Annotated in this window: 21 protein-coding genes; 19 read left to right on the forward strand and 2 right to left on the reverse strand. The window is 38.7% G+C overall.

The genetic code is table 11. The annotated features are described in order from the left end of the window. The first annotated feature begins 83 nt into the window (after positions 1-83). From rnhB to GGQ84_RS06215, 15 genes are all read left to right on the forward strand, one after another. Positions 84-836: a ribonuclease HII gene (gene rnhB, locus GGQ84_RS06145; protein ID WP_429160575.1), complete on the forward strand. Its 753-nt coding sequence runs from the start codon at positions 84-86 to the stop codon at positions 834-836. A gap of 97 nt (positions 837-933) precedes the next feature. Beyond that, positions 934-1,197, forward strand: coding sequence for an EscU/YscU/HrcU family type III secretion system export apparatus switch protein (locus GGQ84_RS06150; RefSeq protein ID WP_429160577.1), 264 nt, complete (start codon positions 934-936; stop codon positions 1,195-1,197). A 170-nt stretch (positions 1,198-1,367) separates the two neighbouring features. Beyond that, on the forward strand, positions 1,368-1,724 hold the full coding sequence (locus tag GGQ84_RS06155) for an NADH-quinone oxidoreductase subunit A (RefSeq protein ID WP_429160580.1): 357 nt from the start codon (positions 1,368-1,370) through the stop codon (positions 1,722-1,724). After that, positions 1,712-2,224 carry an NADH-quinone oxidoreductase subunit B gene (locus tag GGQ84_RS06160; protein ID WP_429160582.1) on the forward strand — a complete coding sequence of 171 codons (513 nt, stop codon included), beginning with the start codon at positions 1,712-1,714 and terminating at the stop codon, positions 2,222-2,224. Before GGQ84_RS06155 ends, GGQ84_RS06160 begins: the two co-directional genes overlap by 13 nt. Next, complete coding sequence (locus tag GGQ84_RS06165; protein ID WP_429160585.1) at positions 2,214-2,654, forward strand: NADH-quinone oxidoreductase subunit C; 441 nt, start codon at positions 2,214-2,216, stop codon at positions 2,652-2,654. Before GGQ84_RS06160 ends, GGQ84_RS06165 begins: the two co-directional genes overlap by 11 nt. A 47-nt stretch (positions 2,655-2,701) precedes the next feature. Beyond that, entirely contained in the window at positions 2,702-3,820 is a 1,119-nt protein-coding gene (locus GGQ84_RS06170) for an NADH-quinone oxidoreductase subunit D (protein WP_429160587.1), read from the forward strand. Between the two features lie 42 nt (positions 3,821-3,862). Then, positions 3,863-4,906, forward strand: coding sequence for an NADH-quinone oxidoreductase subunit NuoH (nuoH, locus tag GGQ84_RS06175; RefSeq protein ID WP_429160590.1), 1,044 nt, complete (start codon positions 3,863-3,865; stop codon positions 4,904-4,906). 75 nt (positions 4,907-4,981) lie between these two features. Further along, entirely contained in the window at positions 4,982-5,347 is a 366-nt protein-coding gene (locus tag GGQ84_RS06180; protein WP_429160592.1) for a 4Fe-4S binding protein, read from the forward strand. 21 nt (positions 5,348-5,368) lie between these two features. Then, positions 5,369-5,866 carry an NADH-quinone oxidoreductase subunit J family protein gene (locus GGQ84_RS06185; protein ID WP_429160594.1) on the forward strand — a complete coding sequence of 166 codons (498 nt, stop codon included), beginning with the start codon at positions 5,369-5,371 and terminating at the stop codon, positions 5,864-5,866. Then, positions 5,863-6,171, forward strand: coding sequence for an NADH-quinone oxidoreductase subunit NuoK (nuoK, locus tag GGQ84_RS06190; protein WP_429160597.1), 309 nt, complete (start codon positions 5,863-5,865; stop codon positions 6,169-6,171). Before GGQ84_RS06185 ends, nuoK begins: the two co-directional genes overlap by 4 nt. Positions 6,172-6,201: 30 nt before the next feature. Further along, positions 6,202-8,076, forward strand: coding sequence for an NADH-quinone oxidoreductase subunit L (nuoL, locus tag GGQ84_RS06195; RefSeq protein ID WP_429160600.1), 1,875 nt, complete (start codon positions 6,202-6,204; stop codon positions 8,074-8,076). Next, positions 8,073-9,626 (forward strand): complex I subunit 4 family protein, encoded by a 1,554-nt coding sequence (locus GGQ84_RS06200; RefSeq protein ID WP_429160603.1) that lies wholly within the window; start codon positions 8,073-8,075, stop codon positions 9,624-9,626. Before nuoL ends, GGQ84_RS06200 begins: the two co-directional genes overlap by 4 nt. After that, entirely contained in the window at positions 9,626-11,053 is a 1,428-nt protein-coding gene (locus GGQ84_RS06205) for an NADH-quinone oxidoreductase subunit N (protein ID WP_429160606.1), read from the forward strand. Before GGQ84_RS06200 ends, GGQ84_RS06205 begins: the two co-directional genes overlap by 1 nt. Before the next feature lie 60 nt (positions 11,054-11,113). Beyond that, entirely contained in the window at positions 11,114-11,476 is a 363-nt protein-coding gene (locus GGQ84_RS06210) for a YraN family protein (protein ID WP_429160609.1), read from the forward strand. A gap of 2 nt (positions 11,477-11,478) precedes the next feature. After that, the gene (locus tag GGQ84_RS06215; RefSeq protein ID WP_429160610.1) at positions 11,479-11,943 is read left to right on the forward strand and encodes a pyridoxamine 5'-phosphate oxidase family protein; all 465 of its coding nucleotides are present in this window, start codon (positions 11,479-11,481) and stop codon (positions 11,941-11,943) included. 263 nt (positions 11,944-12,206) lie between these two features. On the opposite strand, the gene GGQ84_RS06220 is transcribed toward GGQ84_RS06215, so the two are convergent. After that, complete coding sequence (locus GGQ84_RS06220; protein WP_429160613.1) at positions 12,207-13,778, reverse strand: YifB family Mg chelatase-like AAA ATPase; 1,572 nt, start codon at positions 13,776-13,778, stop codon at positions 12,207-12,209. A 99-nt stretch (positions 13,779-13,877) separates the two neighbouring features. Between GGQ84_RS06220 and GGQ84_RS06225 the strand changes: the two genes are divergently transcribed. Continuing rightward, on the forward strand, positions 13,878-14,537 hold the full coding sequence (locus GGQ84_RS06225; protein WP_429160616.1) for an HD domain-containing protein: 660 nt from the start codon (positions 13,878-13,880) through the stop codon (positions 14,535-14,537). On the opposite strand, the gene GGQ84_RS06230 is transcribed toward GGQ84_RS06225, so the two are convergent. Continuing rightward, entirely contained in the window at positions 14,508-14,858 is a 351-nt protein-coding gene (locus tag GGQ84_RS06230) for a hypothetical protein (RefSeq protein ID WP_429160618.1), read from the reverse strand. The two genes, GGQ84_RS06225 and GGQ84_RS06230, sit on opposite strands and share 30 nt — an antisense overlap. Positions 14,859-15,027: 169 nt before the next feature. On the opposite strand from GGQ84_RS06230, the gene dprA reads away from it, so the two are divergent. From dprA to trmFO, 3 genes are read left to right on the forward strand one after another with little or no spacing between them, the layout of a single operon-like run. After that, positions 15,028-16,113, forward strand: a complete 1,086-nt coding sequence (dprA, locus tag GGQ84_RS06235; protein ID WP_429160621.1) for a DNA-processing protein DprA — start codon at positions 15,028-15,030, stop codon at positions 16,111-16,113. A gap of 25 nt (positions 16,114-16,138) precedes the next feature. Further along, the gene (gene topA / locus GGQ84_RS06240; protein ID WP_429160624.1) at positions 16,139-18,235 is read left to right on the forward strand and encodes a type I DNA topoisomerase; all 2,097 of its coding nucleotides are present in this window, start codon (positions 16,139-16,141) and stop codon (positions 18,233-18,235) included. Then, a complete protein-coding gene (trmFO, locus tag GGQ84_RS06245; RefSeq protein ID WP_429160627.1) occupies positions 18,225-19,541 on the forward strand; it encodes a methylenetetrahydrofolate--tRNA-(uracil(54)-C(5))-methyltransferase (FADH(2)-oxidizing) TrmFO in 1,317 nt (438 codons plus the stop codon). The genes topA and trmFO overlap by 11 nt, the downstream gene beginning before the upstream one ends. The last annotated feature ends 26 nt before the right edge of the window (positions 19,542-19,567 follow it).

The raw sequence follows: 19,567 nt of genomic DNA on the forward strand, positions 1-19,567 counted from the left end.
AGAATAATTAGTACAAGTAGTATGAATTATTACGGATTAAATATGTTCTATTCGAAAGGTTTGATATGGTGAGCTTTGAGAGAATGACAGTAAAAGAAATTAACGAATTAGTAAGAGTTAATCAGGATGATCTGGATGATTTTCAGTTAAAGCAGTTGAGAGATGATAGCAGATTATCTGTTCAGAAAATATATCATAGTATTCAATTGAGAAAAGAAAAAATGGAAGAAGAGCGGAAGCGAGTTCAAATTTTATATAAAACAGAGGAAGACTTGTGGAAACAGGGAGTAAGCCCTGTGGCTGGAATAGATGAGGCAGGACGTGGGCCACTAGCAGGGCCTGTGGTAGCAGCCGCCGTAATTTTTGACAGACCAATACATATACCTGCTCTGAATGACTCTAAAAAGTTATCTGAAAAAAAGCGATATCAAGTAGAAGAACTTATTAAAGAAGCTGCCACTGCATGGGCCACTGGCGTAGTGGATGCAGCAACGATCGACACCCTCAATATAGCTCAAGCGTCTTTTCTAGCTATGAAACTGGCTATCAAAAACTTAAACATTGTACCTAAACACATTCTAGTAGATGGTTTTAATATACCAGGTGCTTTGCAAAAGCAGACCCCTTTAATAAAAGGTGATCAGATTAGCGCTTCAATAGCTGCAGCGTCAATTATAGCAAAGTGCACAAGAGATAGAATTATGTCTCAGTACAGTGACAAGTATCCCTTCTATAATTTTGAAGTCAATAAAGGTTACGGTACAAAAGATCACTACCAGAATCTAAGAGATTTTGGCCTCACTCCTATTCACAGAAAAACATTCATAAAACTATAAAGTCGTAAAAACTTTATCTGGGTAGTTATTGCCCAGGTTTTTTTATATAGAATATTTTCTATTAAGAACAGAAAATATATTAATGGGAGTTGTATATATGGATAAGGAAAATAAAAAGCTAAAAACAGCAGTTGCGTTAAAATATTGTGAAGGCGATATAGCACCTAAGATTGTTGCCAGGGGAAATAACCAGGTGGCAGAGAGTATTATAAGACTAGCTAAAGATAATGAAGTGCCTTTACATATGGAGCCAGAATTAGTTAACGTTTTGCAGGATTTAAATATAGGGGAGGAAATACCCGAAGATTTATACTATGCGGTAGCAGAAATTTTAGTATTTATTAAATATTTAGAAAAGTAATTCTACTAGAAAGATGTAGTACAAATCGACTATAAATTCTTGACAAGGAAGTATTGCTTGTGGCACAATTAACTTGATTTTGTACAAATGTGCCAAATGGCATAATACAATTATACTAGAAATTAAAAAATAAATAAAAATATTAAGAGGATGCGAAAGGAGGGGAGAAAGTGAGTGAATACGGGACTATAGGTATTTTTGTACTAATTGCACTATCATTCCCTATAATTACTATGCTTGTAAACCGTATCTTACGGCCCCACAATCCAACTGAAGAAAAGCTAACTACTTATGAGTGTGGTTTAGATACTCAAGGGCAAACGTGGGTACAGTTCAGGACAAGTTATTTTCTCTATGCTTTAGCGTACTTGCTTTTTGGGGTGGAGGCTATTTTCTTATACCCTTGGGCACTTAAGTTTCTAGAACTTGGCTTGGTAGCTCATAGTATGATGGCAATTTTCATCCTAGTACTAGTTATCGGCCTGATCTATGACTGGAAGGAGGGAGCATTGGAATGGGACAAATAAAAGAGAGTGAAGCACAAGAATTGCTGCAGAATAACGTAATAGTTACGTCTGTTGAGAGAGTCCTCAACTGGGCTAGGGGAAATTCATTCTGGCCTGTTACTTTTGGTTTGGCCTGCTGTGCTATAGAAATGATGGCTGCAGGTGGAGCTAGGTTTGACCTTTCACGGTTTGGATATGAAGTTTTTAGACCTTCACCTAGGCAAGCCGACTTGATGATAGTTGCGGGTACTGTTAACCGAAAAATGGAGCCATTAGTTCACAGAATCTATGAGCAAATGCCAGAACCTAAATATGTGATAGCAATGGGAAGTTGTGCAATCAGCGGAGGGCCATTTGTGGATTCTTATAACGTTACTCCAGGAGTTGATACATTTTTACCAGTGGACGTTTATGTTCCAGGTTGTCCCCCTAGACCAGAAGCGCTTATTTATGGGATGTTGGAGTTGAAGAAAAAGGTGAATGATCCTAAGATGGCGAGGTTGGTACGGCATGGAAAATAAAATAATTATGAATCAGTTGCAAAGTGAATTTGGATCCAAGGTGGAAGTGGTGGAGGAGTTAAATGAGGTGGTTGCACGAGTAGGTAGCGATGATTTGGTGAAAATAGGTCAAGCTCTAAAATCTGAGTCCTTTAACTTTTTAACTAATCTAACTGCAGTGGATTATCCAGAGGAATTTACATTAGTATACAATTTTCGTTCTACTGAGCACGATGGCAAGCTTACAATTAAAACTTCTATAGAGAAAGAAAACCCAGAAATAGAAACTTTGGTAACACTTTGGAAGTCTGCTGATTGGCAGGAGAGAGAAGTGTTTGACCTTTTCGGCATAAAGTTCAAGGGACATCCAAACTTAAAGAGGATTTTACTGCCAGATAACTTTGAGGGATATCCTTTACGTAAGGACTTTGAAGTCAAGCCTCAAAGGTAAAAGGTAGGTAAGTTTAGTATCAATTTTGATGTAAGGGTGTGGAATTTATGACAAATGAACATACGTTTAAAACGGAAGAGTTTACTATTAATATGGGACCACAGCACCCTAGTACTCATGGTGTTTTTCGCCTTGTGTTAACCTTAGATGGAGAAACGGTAACTAATGCTGAATCTGTGGTCGGATATTTGCACCGAGGTGTTGAAAAATTGGCGGAAGCTCGCACATACACTCAAGTAATTCCCTACACTGAGCGGATGGACTATCTTTCTGGGATGACAACCAACCTGGGATATGTGCAAGCAGTTGAGAAACTAATGGGTCTTGAAGTACCCGAACGGGCAGAGTATATAAGGGTGATTATGGCGGAGCTCCAACGAATAGCTAGTCATATGGTGGCCATTGGTACCTTTGTACAGGACTTAGGAGTTACGGGAGCATCAGCGTTTATGTATCCCTTTAGAGATCGGGAGAGAATTTTAGATTTATTTGAAATGGTAACAGGCTCTAGATTGACCTATAGTTACATGCGTATTGGAGGAGTTGCTGCTGACTTGACTCCTGAGTTCATACCAAATCTTGAAAAACTTCTAGATGATTTACCAGCATGCCTTGAAGAATATTGGGCGCTGAGTTCTGAAAACGAGATTTTTCAAGCGAGAATAAAGGGGATAGGAATTATATCAGCTCAAGATGCCATTAGCTGGGGCTTTAGTGGGTCGAACTTGCGTGGCTCTGGGGTTAACTATGACCTTCGTAAGGCGGAGCCTTACGGAATATATGATAGGTTTGACTTTGATGTACCTGTAGCTGAAAATGGTGATACTTGGGATCGCTTTATGTGTCGTGGAGCAGAAGTTTATGAAAGTATAAAAATTCTAAGGCAGGCTATTAAAGATATACCTGAAGGACCCATAATGGCCAAAGTACCAAAAGTTATTAAGCCTCCTAAAGGTGAGGTATACCATCAGATTGAGTCTTCTAGAGGTATTTTAGGGTACTATGTGGTTAGTGATGGATCTACCAAACCATATCGTTGGCATGTGAGGAGACCTTCGTTTATTAACTTAATGCCCTTAGATGAGACGTTGATTGGTTTGAAGATAGCAGATGCTGTAGCGGTTTTAGGCAGCATAGATATTGTCTTAGGAGAAGTGGATTGTTAACGTGAAAAAAGGTCATAATCAGAGAGAAGGTGCGTGGAGAATATGAGTAATGTATTTCTCGATATAGCAGAGGCTATGCGTACGTGGCTACTTGGGATGGGATTACAGCAAACTACTGTTGAGTTTGCCATGGTACTTGTTAAGGCAGGTGCTGTGCTAGGGATTATATCCCTTGCTGCCATGATTTTAGTTTTACACGAACGAAAATTTGCCGGCTATATTCAACAGCGTCCTGGTCCGAACAGACTGGGGCCAGGAGGAATTTTTCAAACCTTTGCCGACACATTGAAGCTGTTAGGCAAAGAAGATATAGTTCCAAAAGCTGCAGATAAATGGATGTTTGTTATGGCACCAGTACTAATATTTGTGCCTGCTATGCTTTTATATGTAGTAATCCCCTTTGGTGAAGGGCTGACAGTAGTAGACTTAGAGCTAGGTGTGTTTTACTTTATAGCAATATCTTCGCTTACTACTATTCCCCTAATAATGGCAGGTTGGGCTCAGAATAATAAGTATTCTCTTCTTGGTGGGATGCGTGCTGTAGCACAAATGGTGAGCTACGAGCTTCCCCTGGTATTTTCTGTTTTGGGAGTAGTTATGATAGCTGGGTCGATGCGGATGAGTGATATAGTTCTTGCTCAATCAGGACTATGGTTTGTAGTACTTCAACCAGTAGCCTTTATAATCTTTATTATTGCCGCGGCTGCTGAATTGAACAGAGCTCCCTTCGATTTACCAGAGGGGGAGACAGAGCTGACAGCGGGAATTTTTACTGAGTACACGGGGATGAAATTTGCCCTGTTTTTCATGGCTGAATATGCAAATTTATTTATTTTGTCTGCATTTGCAGTAACCATGTTTTTAGGAGGCTGGCATGCGCCCTTTGGTCTAACCTTCATTCCTTCCTATGTATGGTTTTTCATAAAAGTATTCTTGTTCATCTCTATGTTTATGTGGTTCAGATGGACTTTCCCGAGAATTAGAGTGGATCAATTAATGCACTTTGGATGGAAAATACTATTACCTGCATCAATTGTTAATCTTTTTGTAACTGCAATAGGTTTATATGTTTTCCAAATCTTATAGTCCTCGATTGGATGGTGAATATTAATGTATGGAAAAGGACTGCTTAAGGGTCTCTCAACTACTTTCAAGCGTTTAGTGGATAAAAACATTACTGAGTTTTATCCTGAAGAAAGGCCTAAGCTTCCCGAGAGGGTGCACGCATCTTTTACCTTGGAAATAGATAAGTGCATAGCTTGTGGTCTATGCAAAAACGCTTGCCCAAATGCGGTAATAAAATTGGGAACAAGGAGAAATGAAAATAAGAAGCGCGAGCTTACAAGTTATGAAATGGAACTTCAGTATTGTTTATTTTGTGGTCTATGTGTTGAAAGCTGTCCCACCAATGCGATTTACTTTAATGATGATTTTGAGCTTTCTTGTTATTCGCGAGGTGGAACTGTACTGAAGTTAATGGAGCAAGCTGATGCTGACGAAGGTGGAGCAGACAGCAATCCTCAGTAGCGGATAAAGGGGTGATATTGAATGGATGTATTGATTTTTTGGGTACTGAGTGCCATAATTATTTGCTCTGCATTGGGAGTTGTACTCCTAAATAATATAGTACACAGTGCTATTTTGATGATGTTGACCTTTATAGGTATTGCGGGAATATTTTTTACCCTACATGCGGACTTCCTAGGTCTTGTGCAGATACTGATTTATGTAGGTGCAGTATCTATTTTGGTTGTCTTTGGGATAATGTTGACTAGAAGAGGGGATATCAAAAATAGTAATCCCTTTAACAGCTACAAATATCTGGCAATGTTTGCTTCGGCTGGACTGTTCTTTTTAATCAGTGTTATTGTCTGGTCAACTAATTGGGCACTTAGCAGCGTGGAAACAGAGGGAAGTTATGTTGGGCCCATTATTGAAACTACGCTAATTGATTTTCTAGTGCCTTTTCAATTGGCAGGTATCCTATTGTTAGTAGCTATGGTGGGAGCTATAGTGCTAGCCAAAGGGGTGAAGAATACAAAATGATCGGTTTAGAACATTATTTAACTCTCAGTGCGATGCTTTTTTGCATCGGGCTTTATGGTGTCTTAGCTAAGAAGAATGCAGTAGCAGTTTTAATCGGGATAGAGCTGATGCTCAATTCGGTTAACATCAATCTCATAGCTTTTACTAGATATATTGCACCTCAGGACCCTATAGGCCACGTATTTGCTTTATTTGTAATATTAGTTGCAGCAGCGGAAATTGCCGTGGGTTTGGCACTAGTAATTGCAATATACAGAAACCGAATGACTTCAAATGTGTTAAATTTAGATTGGTTGAAATGGTAGAGTTTCTACAAAAAGGTGGTGTAAAGATAGATGATACAATATGCATGGTTAATACCTGCGCTTCCCTTGATTGCGTTCGTTTTAATTGCATTCGCATTTAGACCCTATAAGATGCTGAGTGCAATAACTGCCATCTTGTCCATGCTAGCAGCTACAGCTATTTCCGTTGGTATTTTAGCTCAAACCCTAACGGACCCAGCGATAACTATGGATAACCCGGTGGAAGTGGCGGTTACATGGTTGGCAGTTCAAGGAATTACCCTAGAAATGGGAGTGCTGATAGATCCCCTTTCAGCAGTAATGCTATTTGTAGTAACTTTTGTTGCCACACTAGTGATGTTTTATTCTGTAGGATATATGCACGGGGATGAAGGCTATTCGAGATTTTTCGCATATTTATCCTTGTTTACGTTCTCTATGCTAGGTTTAGTAATAGCAAATAACTACTTTCAAATGTTTGTATTTTGGGAGTTAGTTGGACTTTGCTCCTATTTATTAATTGGTTTTTGGTTTCACAAGCACTCTGCTGTTGAAGCTAACAAGAAGGCATTTATCACTAACAGGGTTGCAGACTTTGGCTTTTTAGTGGGGATTTTAATACTGTTTTTCGCTTTCGGAACATTTAACTTTGGCGAAATAGCAGCAGCGGCACCAGGTTTTGAAAATGTTGGTTTGCTCACTATTATAGCTTTATTGATCTTTGTGGGACCAGTAGGTAAGTCGGGACAGTTTCCTCTACATGTTTGGCTTCCAGATGCCATGGAGGGGCCTACTCCGGTATCTTCCCTAGTTCACTCGGCTACTATGGTTGCGGCAGGTGTGTACTTACTGGCTAGAGCATTTCCTTTATTTGCAGCTACCCCAGATGCCCTATTGGTTATTGCATATATAGGAGCGTTTACTGCGTTTTTCGCAGCATCTATTGCTCTAGTTCAAAATGACTTTAAGCGAATCCTGGCTTTTTCAACGCTGAGCCAGCTAGGTTTTATGGTGATGGCTATTGGAGTTGGCAGTATAACAGCTGCTATGTTTCACTTGACTACGCACGCATTCTTTAAAGCGCTACTATTTATGGGTGCGGGAAGTGTTATTCACGCTCTTCATGAGAAGCAAGATATATGGGAAATGGGCGGACTTTACAAAAAAATGCCCATTACAACTTGGACCTTTATCATTGGTGCATTAGCTTTAGCGGGGGTATTTCCCTTGGCAGGCTTTTGGAGTAAAGATGCCATCTTAGTGGCAACTAGCCATGGTGGTTTCAATATGCTTTATTGGGTGGGGACAATAACAGCGTTTATGACAACTTTCTACATGTTTAGATTAATTTTTGTGGCATTCTTCGAACCTGAAAAGCCAGAAAACCATCCTCATGAATCCCCTGTTAGCATGGCAGCACCACTTGTTATTTTAGCTGCACTTGCAGTATTTGCTGGATTTATGGGCTCCCCTATGCTGCAAAATAACTTCTACCAGTGGATTTACTTTGGCGAGCCAACTGAGGTTGTGTTGAAAGTTTCTAACGCCATAAAGTCTACAGGAGTTGCCTTGCTGGGAATTGCCTTGGCATGGCTAATATATAGTAAAAAAGCAATTTCAGCAGAGCAGCTGAAGCAGAGATTTAAACCTGTATACACATTACTATACAATAAGTACTACATTGATGAACTATATCAGTGGTTCTTCGATAAAATAGTTCTTCCACTTGGAGCTGCCTTTAATTGGAACGATCGCAAAGTGGTGGATGGTTTGGCTGATGGGTTTGCAGACCTAACCAGAGCGGTTGGAGGTAAGCTCAGATATCTACAGACTGGTAATCTACAGAGCTATGCCATGGTTATCTTTATTGCAGTTGCGTTAATAGTTCTGGTAATGGCAGTACCAGTGCTAGGAGGTGTACAATGAGCTTTCCATTTCTAACAGCGATAATATTGGCACCGCTTATTGGAGCCTTAATAATGGTCTTTATACCTGAAAGTGAAGACAAAATGCTGAAAGTGGTAGCAGCAATTTCAACCTTTGTAACACTAGTTCTGTCAGTAATTATCTACATTGCTTACGATACTGGTGTGGGAGGATTTCAGTTTAACGAGGATATTGTTTGGGTTGAGCGTTTTGGTATTAATTACTCTTTAGGGGTTGACGGGATAAGTTTACCCATGATTTTATTGACAGCTATAGTAATATTTACAGGTGTGCTAGCCTCTTGGAGTATGACCAAAAGAGTTAAAGAGTTTTTTATCTTTTTGTTAATATTAGTGGCGGGGGTATTTGGAGTATTTGCCACTAGAGACCTGTTTTGGTTTTACTTGTTCTTTGAAGTAGCGGTAATACCTATGTACGTCCTTATTGCAATTTGGGGAAGTACAAGAAAAGAGTATTCCGCTATGAAATTAACTCTTTACCTGTTAGTAGGTAGTGCATTTGCCTTGATTGGGGTTATAGCTACTTATGTCTATGCAGGAAATGAGTTAGGGTATTTAACTTTTGATATTCCAACCTTAGCAAGTGTGACCTATGATTTAGGATTTCAAAAGTTTGTGTTCTTTTTAATGTTAGTTGGTTTTGGATTTTTGGTTCCTATGTGGCCATTGCATACTTGGTCTCCTGATGGACACGTAGCGGCACCTACTGCTGTGAGTATGCTTCACGCCGGTGTTTTGATGAAGCTAGGTGGCTACGGATTAATTCGAGCTGGTGTGTTCTTCTTTCCAGAAGGAGCTGTATTCTGGGCACCATTAATTGCACTACTGTGTATTGTGAACGTGGCCTATGGTGCTATGGTGGCTATGGTTCAAAAAGACCTTAAGTTTGTGGTTGGTTACTCTAGTGTAAGTCACATGGGATATGTGTTATTGGGAATTGCAGCGTTAAACACTATTAGTATTAGTGGAGCTGTAATGCAAATGTTTGCCCATGGAATTATGACGGCGCTGTTCTTTGCCCTGATTGGAAATGTATACAACCAGGCTCATACTAGGGAGATAGCCAGATTTGGTGGTTTAGCCCACCAGATGCCGAGGATTGCTACTGGATTTGTGATAGCTGGATTAGCTTCCTTGGGTCTACCTGGACTAAGTAACTTTGTAGCAGAATTTCTGATTTTTGTGGGAACCTATACGGCTAACCCTGAGTTGTTCCAAGTAGGAGTATTTGCAGTACCAATTAAGGCACTGGCAATAATAGCTGTCTTAGGGGTAGTTATTACAGCTATTTACGTACTGAGGGTTGTTCAATTTACCTTTTTCGGACCGAGGAAAGCTGAGTGGGATCACTTAGAAGATGCAAAAGGGATAGAAATGGTACCAATAGTCATCCTTTGTGGTGTGTTAATACTATTTGGTGTATTACCTTCGCTGATGACTGATATTATCAATAGCGGGGTTGTACCACTAATGGATCACGTCACTCCTGCCTTAGAAGGAAGTATAGATAAGTTAGGAGGGGTGGAGTAATGAATATGGACTGGTCTTTAATCTCGGTAGAGATAATTACTGCAGGCTTTGGAATTCTACTTTTGCTGATCGGCATGGTTACTCCTCGCAGTCAGCGAAAGAGTATTGGTAATTTGACTGGACTTGTTTTCATTGGTTTGCTTGCTTTAACTATTAGCATGGCAAATGTGAATGATACTTTTATGGGGATGTATACAATTGACCCCTATGCTACGTTCTTTAAGGCTATCTTCTTGTTGTCTGGGATATTAGTTATCTTTGCCTCTAATGAGTGGATTCAGAAAAGAGGAGAGTACCAAATCGAATTCTACACGTTGATTACTTTTGCTACTTTGGGAATGATGGTACTGGCTTCTGCTTCTGACTTAATAACCACTTATGTTGGTGTGGAATTGATGACTATCTCATTCATAATCTTGACAGCTTTTAGTAAGGAAAATGCCAAGTCGGCTGAGGCAGGGCTAAAATATTTGATTTTAGGAGCTGTATCCTCTGCCATCTTACTTTATGGATTGACACTAGTCTACGGGATTGTAGGTAGCGTTTACTTTACGGATATTACAGCGGCTGTTGCTCAAGGAATTGAACCTGCAATGTTGCTGGCGATTATCTTTGTAATTGTAGGGTTCGCATTTAAGTTGGCAATTGTTCCTTTCCACATGTGGTCCCCTGATGTTTATGAAGGAGCACCGTCACTAATAACTGCTCTTTTATCTGTTGCATCAAAAGCTGCTGCTTTCGCCATCTTTGTAAGATTGATGGTAGTTGGCTTCGAGGGAACTTTAGATGCGTGGGTTGTACTGTTAATTGTATTAGCGGTATTGACACTAATTCTAGGTAACTTAGTGGCTATTCCCCAGACGAATATAAAGAGGCTAATGGCCTATTCTGGTATTGGTCATGCGGGGTATATTATATTAGGGCTAATTGCATACAGTGAACTGGGAATTACAGCTGTGTTGTTCTACTCATTCATCTATGTGTTTACAAATTTAGGCGCCTTTATTGTGATAGTTGCCTATGAAAATGCTACAGGTAGTACGGAGATTAAGGATTATGCGGGTTTAAGTACGAGGGCTCCTTTGTTATCCACAGTAATGCTAGTGTGCTTGTTATCATTGGCTGGATTGCCACCGCTATCAGGGTTTATCGGTAAGTTTTTCTTGTTTACTGCTGTAATAGAACAAGGGTATATCTGGCTTGCCATGTTAGCATTAGGTATGAGCTTAGTATCAGTTTACTACTATCTAATGATAGTAAAAGTGATGTATTTAGGTGAGCCTAAGAGTGATGAGCCGATTGCTATATCTAGTGGAATGAAATTTGGGTTAATGGTATGTCTGGTGGTAACGGTAGTACTTGGAGTATATCCAACGCCCATACTTGAGTTGGCTGCACTTGCAGCACAGGCATTTATGCCATTTTAAGCAAAAGAGCTAGGTTCGCCTAGCTCTTTTTGTACATATAACTTAATTAGCAGGTGATTAATGTTGAAAGCAAAAGAATTGGGTGTTCTAGGTGAGAGAGTGGCGGTTGAAAACTTAATTAGTAAAGGTTACACTATACTAGAAAAGAATTACAGGTGTAATTTAGGCGAAATAGATATAATTTGTAGAGGAAATAATTTACTACTCTTTGTTGAGGTGAAAACGAGAAAGAGTCTTAACTGTGGCTATGGGCAGGAGGCTGTTACTGCAAAAAAGCAGGGGAAGATTAGACGAGTTGCAAGCTACTACCTTTATAAAGATAAAAAACTATCTACTGAGGTAAACATTCGTTTTGATGTAATTTCTATAATAATTAAAGAAAAAAACAGGGTGGATATTCAGCATATAGAAGGGGCTTTTTAACTATGGACACACTAAAATCAGATGTGCTAGCGTTAGTAGCAAATCAAAATGAAATGACACTGGCCACTATATCTGAAAAAAACTTACCTCAGGCAGCAACAGTATTTTATGTTAATAGAAATTTTGAGTTTTTCTTTTTCTCCAGTTCAAGGAGCAGACATGCAAAAAATATTGATAGGAGCCCATGGGCTGCTGCAACAATAAGCAATGGATGCAATTGTTGGACTGATATTAAAGGTGTGCAAATGGAAGGAAAGGTGACTCAAATTCATAGCAGTATAGAGAAGGGCAAGGTAGTGAATATGTTTTCCAGTAAGTTCCCGTTTATTAAGGGCTTTATAAAAGAAAAGGGGAAGATGCTATCTATTATTAAAGAGAGCAATATTTATTTGTTTAAGGTTGATGTTCTGTATTATACCGATAACAAATATGGCTTTGGTCAGAGGAGGGAACTGGTCCTAGAATAAAAAAACAGCTCTTAGTAAGACTAGGTCTTAGTAAGAGCCACATATGCAATGATACATATGAAGCCTTCATTCTTTTTTATAATTACTTTGAAGTCTTCATGGCAAAAGCTATCATTGCAGCCAAGCCAACAACGCATACTACTAAAATAGTTATAATGCCACCATCCATGTGGATCACCTCCCTTCAAGGAATGTGTAATGTTTCACAAGAAAATCAAAACTTTTCACTATCATTATATTCAAGTGGTGCAAAAACTTGACGGTTAAATAGTATGTTTCCACATGGTATCCAAAGATCTGTATTGAATTGCTTCGGCGACATGAGTAGAATTAATTTCCTCATTACTGTCGATATCAGCTATAGTTCTAGCTATTCGCAAAATTTTATCATGAGAGCGAGCGCTTAATTTTAATTTATTAAAAGCAAGCTCTAAGGTTCTTTTTGCATCTGAAGTGATAAATGAATTCTCTTTTAAATGCTTTATAGGGACTCTGCCTGAACTTCGTTTTTGCCAATCTAGGTAGTTCCATCTAGTTTGTTGAATTTGTCTTACTGTATTAACAGTCTCAAGCATTTTTTTTGAACTGTTATTACTTCTTTCTCTGTGGTCATGGAGCTGAGAAAACTTAACTGGCTGAAGTTGGATCTGAATATCTATTCGGTCTAATAAGGGTCCGGATATTTTTTTTATATACCTGCTCTTTTGTATAGGAGTACACTTACATATCTTTTCAGGTACAGTTAAGTAACCACAAGGACAAGGATTGATTGCAGCAACTAGCTGAAAATTTGCTGGATAGAAAACTGTGCTTGCTGCTTTTGAAACAGTAACCTTGAATTCTTCCAAGGGTTGACGTAGAGTTTCTAATACATTTCTTGAGAACTCAGTCATTTCATCCAAAAACAGAACCCCGTTATTTGCTAAGCTTAGCAAGCCAGGTCTTAATTTTGAACTTCCACCAATCATGCTAGTGGCAGTACAGCTATGGTGGGGTGCCACAAAGGGTCTCTCTGTTATGAGAGGCGCGTCTTTTGGTAACATATCGGCAACACTGTAAATCTTAGTTGTATTAATTTGTTCTTGCAAAGACATAGGAGGCATTATTGAAGGTACACGTTTTGCAAGCATTGTTTTGCCACTTCCAGGAGGACCGCACATAATAATGTTGTGTTCTCCTGCTACAGCAATAGTTAAAGCTCTTTTAGCTTCTTGCTGATCGCTTACATCTGCAAAGTCAAGTGAGTGGCAAATACTGTTACCTTTGCTTGGAGATGCTGTAGGTAGTTTGTCTTTACCAACTAAATGGTTGACTACTTCAGTAATTTTAGTGGCATACCTACAGCGGTTTCCTTCAATAATACTAGCTTCAATAGCATTGTTTTTAGAAGTAATGATTTCAAATTGTTTATCAAATAAATCGGTTAAGGCTAGAGCGCCTGATACATCTTGAATTGAGCCATCCAATGATAATTCGCCAATAAAAATATATTTTTTAAGGTCAGAAGAAGGAATCTGTCCTGTAGCAGCTAGTACGCCTATAGCAATTGACAAATCAAAATGTGTACCCGCTTTTTTAATATAAGCAGGCGCTAAGTTTACAGTAATGCGTTTTAAAGGAAAGTCATAACCAGAGTTTCTCAGTGCAGTTCGCACACGCTCTTTGGACTCTTTAAGGGAAGCGTTTGGAAGGCCAACTATATCAAAGCTGGGTAGTCCATTAGCGATGTCAACTTCTACAGTGACTAAGGAACTGTTTAGACCACTGAGACTACAACAATTTACTTTGGCAAGCATGTTTTCACCACCTACCGCTTTACTTGAAATATTCTTCACATGATATAGGAAATCCTGCTAGTTGCAAAAAAATTTTGTTTATTTTGTCAACAGATGGATATATATTATACTACTAATAAATTATTAGAGAGGTGACCTATGAGTAACTATGCTTCAGTTAAAGAAAATTTAAAGATAAAAATACATATGGAAAAAGCCCGTGAGTATCTAGATACAAGGGGAACTATAGCTCACGGGATAAACCATGCAGAAAATGTAGCAGAAAATAGCAGACATATTTTAATAAAATTAGGGTATGGGGAAAAAGAGGCGGAATTAGCCCAAGTGGCAGGCTATCTACATGATATTGGAAACTTATTCAATAGGTATGATCATGGTCGCAGTGGATCATTGTTGAGTTATCAAATTCTAAAAGAGTTAGAGTTTGATATAGATAGTATTGCTATTGTATTGGGAGCCATTGGAAATCACGAGGAAACTACAGGCCATTCGGTTAATGCGGTAGCTGCAGCTGTAATTATTGCTGATAAATGTGATGTGCATCGGGACAGAGTGCGAAAGAAAGACCAATCTCAGTTCACGCCCAGGGATAGAGTAAATTATGCGGTAGATAATGTTCAGTTATTGGTAAATGGAGAGAAGCGCGTAATCACATTGCACATAGAGATTGACACAGAGAAAGCTTCAGTTATGGAATATTTTGAAATATTTCTGACAAAAATGCTTATGTGCAAGCGTGCAGCAGATTTTTTAGACGCTGAGTTCAGGTTAATTGTCAATAATACCAGTCTGCTCTAAAGGGGCAATGATGTCTAAAAAGATTTTATAATGGGACAGAGGTAAATTTGACTCCATTAATAAGGTAGCCAACTTGTCTAATTGATCTTGAGATAAATTGTAATGGGAGAGCTCACTTTTGAGCTGTTTTACTAGTAGCTTCTTTTTCCAGGAGGCCTCTTCTACTTGGGATATTTGCTGTAACAAGTCGTTTAATTCGGCAATTACAAAGCTCCAGCCTGACATGGCGCTAACATTATTGACCTTATTGGCAATCATATATTTTTTTTGAGCGGTATCAATTCTAGCCTGGAGCATGGATTTGATTAATTTAAAATTCACCGCTATCAACTCCCTTGCTCGTTGATATATAAGTATGCTTAAAAGCTGGAGCGTATTCTATGCCTTAGAAGAAAGTTATGTTTCTGTTGGTTAAATGAATATCCAAAGGAAGGATAATTGGTATTTTTAACGAATGGTTACAAAATAAATCTCTATGGGGGCTTGTGTGATGGATATTCAAGGCTTGTGGGTAGCGATAAACTCTGCACCTGGGATTGGCACTAAGCGTTTCAAAAACTTATTGGATCATTTCGGAAGTGTCCAGGACATCTGGATGGCCAGCAGAGAGCAACTCCAGCAGGTAAATCAAATACCTACTAAAGTTGTTGATGAATTTGTATACTATAGAAGCAAGGCGAAACCTTCCGAGTTATTAAAGAAAATTGATGAGGCGGGGATATGGTTTGTTACGTTACAGGATGCATTATACCCAGAGATATTAAAGCATACCTACAATCCCCCAGTTGTTATTTATGGGAAAGGAAATATTCAATGTCTTCAAAAGAAAATGATTGCTGTGGTAGGATCAAGAAACTGCAGCTATTATGCTAGAGAAATGGCAGCGAAAATATCAACTGACTTAGCTGAGTATGGATATATAGTTGTAAGTGGACTTGCAAGGGGAATAGACACTTATGCTCATAAAGGTGCACTAAAAACAGGAGAAACAGTAGCTGTTTTAGGTTGTGGTGTTGATGTGGTCTACCCGCCAGAGAACAATAATATTTATCAGAAGATAATAGAAAAGGGAGCTGTTATTTCTGAGTATCTTCCTGGACAAGGACCATTACCTAATAATTTTCCTGCCAGAAACAGGATTATAAGTGGGTTAGCCCAAGGGGTTTTAGTTGTGGAGGCAGGAGAAAAAAGTGGCGCATTAATTACTGCTGACTTTGCTCTAGAAGAAGGTAGAGATGTTTATGCTTTGCCGGGGATGGTTACTAATCCAGCTGCTAGAGGTACTAATAATTTGTTAAAACAAGGAGCTAAGTTGGTTGAAGGTGCTCAGGATATAATAGAAGAGTATACTGAAAGTAGAAATAATGGACAAAATCTTAAACCTGACAGCTTTCCCCAAAACATAAGTAGTACTGAAAATAAGATATTAGATTTTATATCCAGGGAGCCAATACATATAAACAATGTGGCCAATATATTAAAAGAAGATATTAATGTATTAAGTCCGATCTTATTAAATTTAGAATTAAAAGGGTTAATAATACAACTTCCTGGTAAATATTATATACTAGCATGATTTAGATAGACTGAGGTGATAGTAATTGTCAAAAACATTGGTAATTGTAGAATCGCCTGCTAAGGCGAAGAGTATAAGCAAATTTCTTGGTCGTAAATATACGGTTAAAGCTTCTATGGGACATGTTAGAGATCTTCCTAAAAGTCAATTTGGGGTGGATGTGGAAAACGACTTTGAACCTAAATACATAACTATTAGGGGTAAGGGAGAGGTTTTAAAAGAGTTGAGAGGAGAAGCTAAAAAGGCAAAAGAAATATTACTGGCTACTGACCCTGACCGCGAAGGGGAGGCCATTGCATGGCATCTTCAAACGGCACTAAAAATAGATGAGGAAAAAGAATGCAGAATAGAGTTTAACGAGATTACAAAAAATGCAGTAAAACAATCAGTTCAAGCTCCTAGATGCGTTGATAAGGACCGTGTAGATGCGCAGCAAGCTAGAAGAATTGTAGATCGTCTCGTTGGCTACAACTTAAGTCCATTATTATGGAGAAAAGTAAAGAAAGGACTTAGTGCAGGAAGAGTTCAATCAGTAGCAGTGAAGTTGATTTGTGACCGTGAAGAAGAGATCCAAGAATTTGTACCTGAAGAATATTGGAGTTTAGAGGCGACTTTAAAAGTAAAAGGTACTGAACTACTGACAAAACTGGCAAAGCACAAAGGTAAAAAGGTAGAAATCAAGAACGAGCAAGAAATGAAACAAATAATTGAAGATATAAAGGCAGAAAAATACATAGTCAATGAGCTCACTAAACGGGAGAGAAAAAAGAATCCTCAGCCACCTTTTACTACAAGTACACTACAGCAGGATGCTTATAGAAAGCTAAACTTTACTCCTAAAAAAACCATGCGCATAGCGCAGCAGCTATACGAGGGAATCGAGTTAGATAAAAAAGAAGGTACGGTTGGTTTGATTACATATATTAGAACTGACTCTAAGCGAATTTCTTCCACTGCACAGGAAGAAGCAACGAGCTATATAAAAGAAAAATATGGACAAGATTACGTTCAAGAAAAAGAACGGGCATACAAAGATAAAGGTAAAAAAGTGCAAGATGCCCATGAGGCAATTAGGCCCACATACACAGAGAAGACACCAGATTTGATGAAACAATATCTGAGTAGAGATCAGAATAGATTGTATCGTTTAATATGGGAGCGATTTATTGCCAGTCAAATGAGTTCAGCTGTTTTGATAAATACAGCATTGGATATTGCTGCTGGAGAGTACACCTTTAGAGCAACAGGATCTACAGTTAAATTCCAAGGATTTATGAAAGTGTACACTGATGAAGACACTAAGAAAAAAGATGTATTGCTTCCAGAAATAGATAAGGGTACTGAAATGGACCTAGTAAAGCTAGACCCAAAGCAGCATTTCACACAACCTCCTGCTAGATTTACAGAAGCTACATTAGTAAAGCTTCTAGAAGAGTTAGGGATTGGAAGACCCAGTACATATGCACCTATTATTGATACTATCCAGAGTAGAGGCTATGTTGTTAAGGAGGAGAAACAGCTTCACCCAACTGAGTTGGGGGGGATTGTAAATGAATTACTAAAAGAGTATTTTATAAATTTTTTAGATGTGGATTTTACAGCTAGTTTAGAAGAAGGTTTAGACAAAGTAGAGGAAGGGGAACTCTACTGGAAAGAAGTTGTAAAAGACTATTATAAACCATTTGCACAATTATTAGATAAAGCTGAAGAAGAAATAGGGAAAATAGAAATTGAAGATGAGGTTTCCGATGAAATATGCGAAAAGTGCGGAAAAAACTTAGTAATCAAAATGGGTAGATACGGTAAATTTTTGGCTTGTCCCGGTTTTCCCGACTGTAGCAATACTAAACCTTTGCTTGAAGAGGTGGGGGTTAGTTGCCCAGAATGTGATGGACAGGTGGTAATTAGAAGAAGTAAGAAAGGTAGAGTGTTTTATGGTTGCAAAAACTACCCTGACTGTGAATACATATCCTGGTATCAACCTATCGAAAAAAGTTGTCCCAAGTGTAGTAAGAGACTTGTAACAAAGACTACTAAGAAAAAGGGAACTAGAATATTCTGTCCAGACAGTGAATGTCACTACGAAGAAGAAGTTACGGAAGGAGATTTTAATGAAAAATAAAGTAACAGTGATTGGTGCGGGGCTAGCTGGCTCTGAGGCAGCTTGGCAGCTAGCTAATAGAGGGGTGCATGTAGACTTATACGAAATGCGTCCTAATAAGCAAACGCCTGCTCATAAAACCGGCTATTTTGCAGAATTAGTGTGTAGTAACTCTCTGAGAGCCGCAAATATAGAAAATGCTGTAGGATTACTGAAAGAGGAGTTGCGCAGATTTGACTCTATAATAATAAAATGTGCAGATGAGCATCAAGTGCCTGCAGGGGGAGCCTTAGCTGTAGATAGAAACGAATTTGCAAAGGCAATTACTGAAGCAATTGAAGGCCATGAAAATATTAATATCATTAGAGAGGAAGTATCATCTCTAGAGTTTGAGCACCCTGTAATTGTAGCCACAGGTCCGCTCACTTCTGAGTCTATGTCTCAGTCTATAGCAAAGTTAACAGGAGAGAACTACCTGTACTTTTACGATGCGGCTGCACCTATAGTAACAAAAGAATCAATAAACATGGATGTGGCTTATTATGCTTCCAGGTATGATAAAGGTGAGCCAGCATACATAAACTGTCCTCTAAGTGAAACAGACTATAAGGATTTTTATAGTGCGTTAATAACAGGGGAGCAATTTGAAACTAAGGAATTTGAAAAACAGGTATTCTTTGAAGGGTGTATGCCTATAGAAGAGATGGCGTGGCGAGGAGAAGAAACGCTGAAGTTTGGGCCGATGAAGCCAGTGGGTTTGAAAGACCCCAGAACTGGTGAAATACCTCACGCTGTGGTCCAATTGCGTCAGGAAAATAAAGAGGGAACCCTATATAATATGGTAGGTTTTCAAACAAAGCTAAAGTGGCCTGAGCAAAAAAGAGTATTTTCCATGATACCAGGACTAGAAAATGCTGAGTTTGTAAGAATGGGTGTAATTCACAGAAATACCTTTTTAAATGCACCAGAATTATTAACTAATTCCATGCGCCTGAAAAAAAGTGAACAAATATTTTTTGCAGGCCAGATAACTGGTGTAGAAGGTTATGTTGAGTCTACAGCTAGTGGCCTTGTAGCAGCAATAAATTCTTACCTGAAGCTTTTGGGTAAAGAAGAAGTTGAATTCCCAAAAGAGACTGCAATAGGTGCATTAGGGAACTACTTAGTATCCTCAAAGGCCAAAAAATTTCAGCCTATGAACATAAATTATGGCTTGTTTCCTCCATTAGGAAAGAAAATTAAAGATAAAAAAGAGAAAAACCGTCGTATATCTGAGAGAGCATTAGGGAATTTAAGTATTTTTCAAAATAATTTGACAATTCGCTAAAAGCTTGCTGTCTTTAACTTGTAATG

Origin of the sequence: Desulfitispora alkaliphila (genome assembly GCF_050433185.1) — a bacterium.
Lineage (GTDB): Bacteria > Bacillota > Desulfitisporia > Desulfitisporales > Desulfitisporaceae > Desulfitispora > Desulfitispora alkaliphila.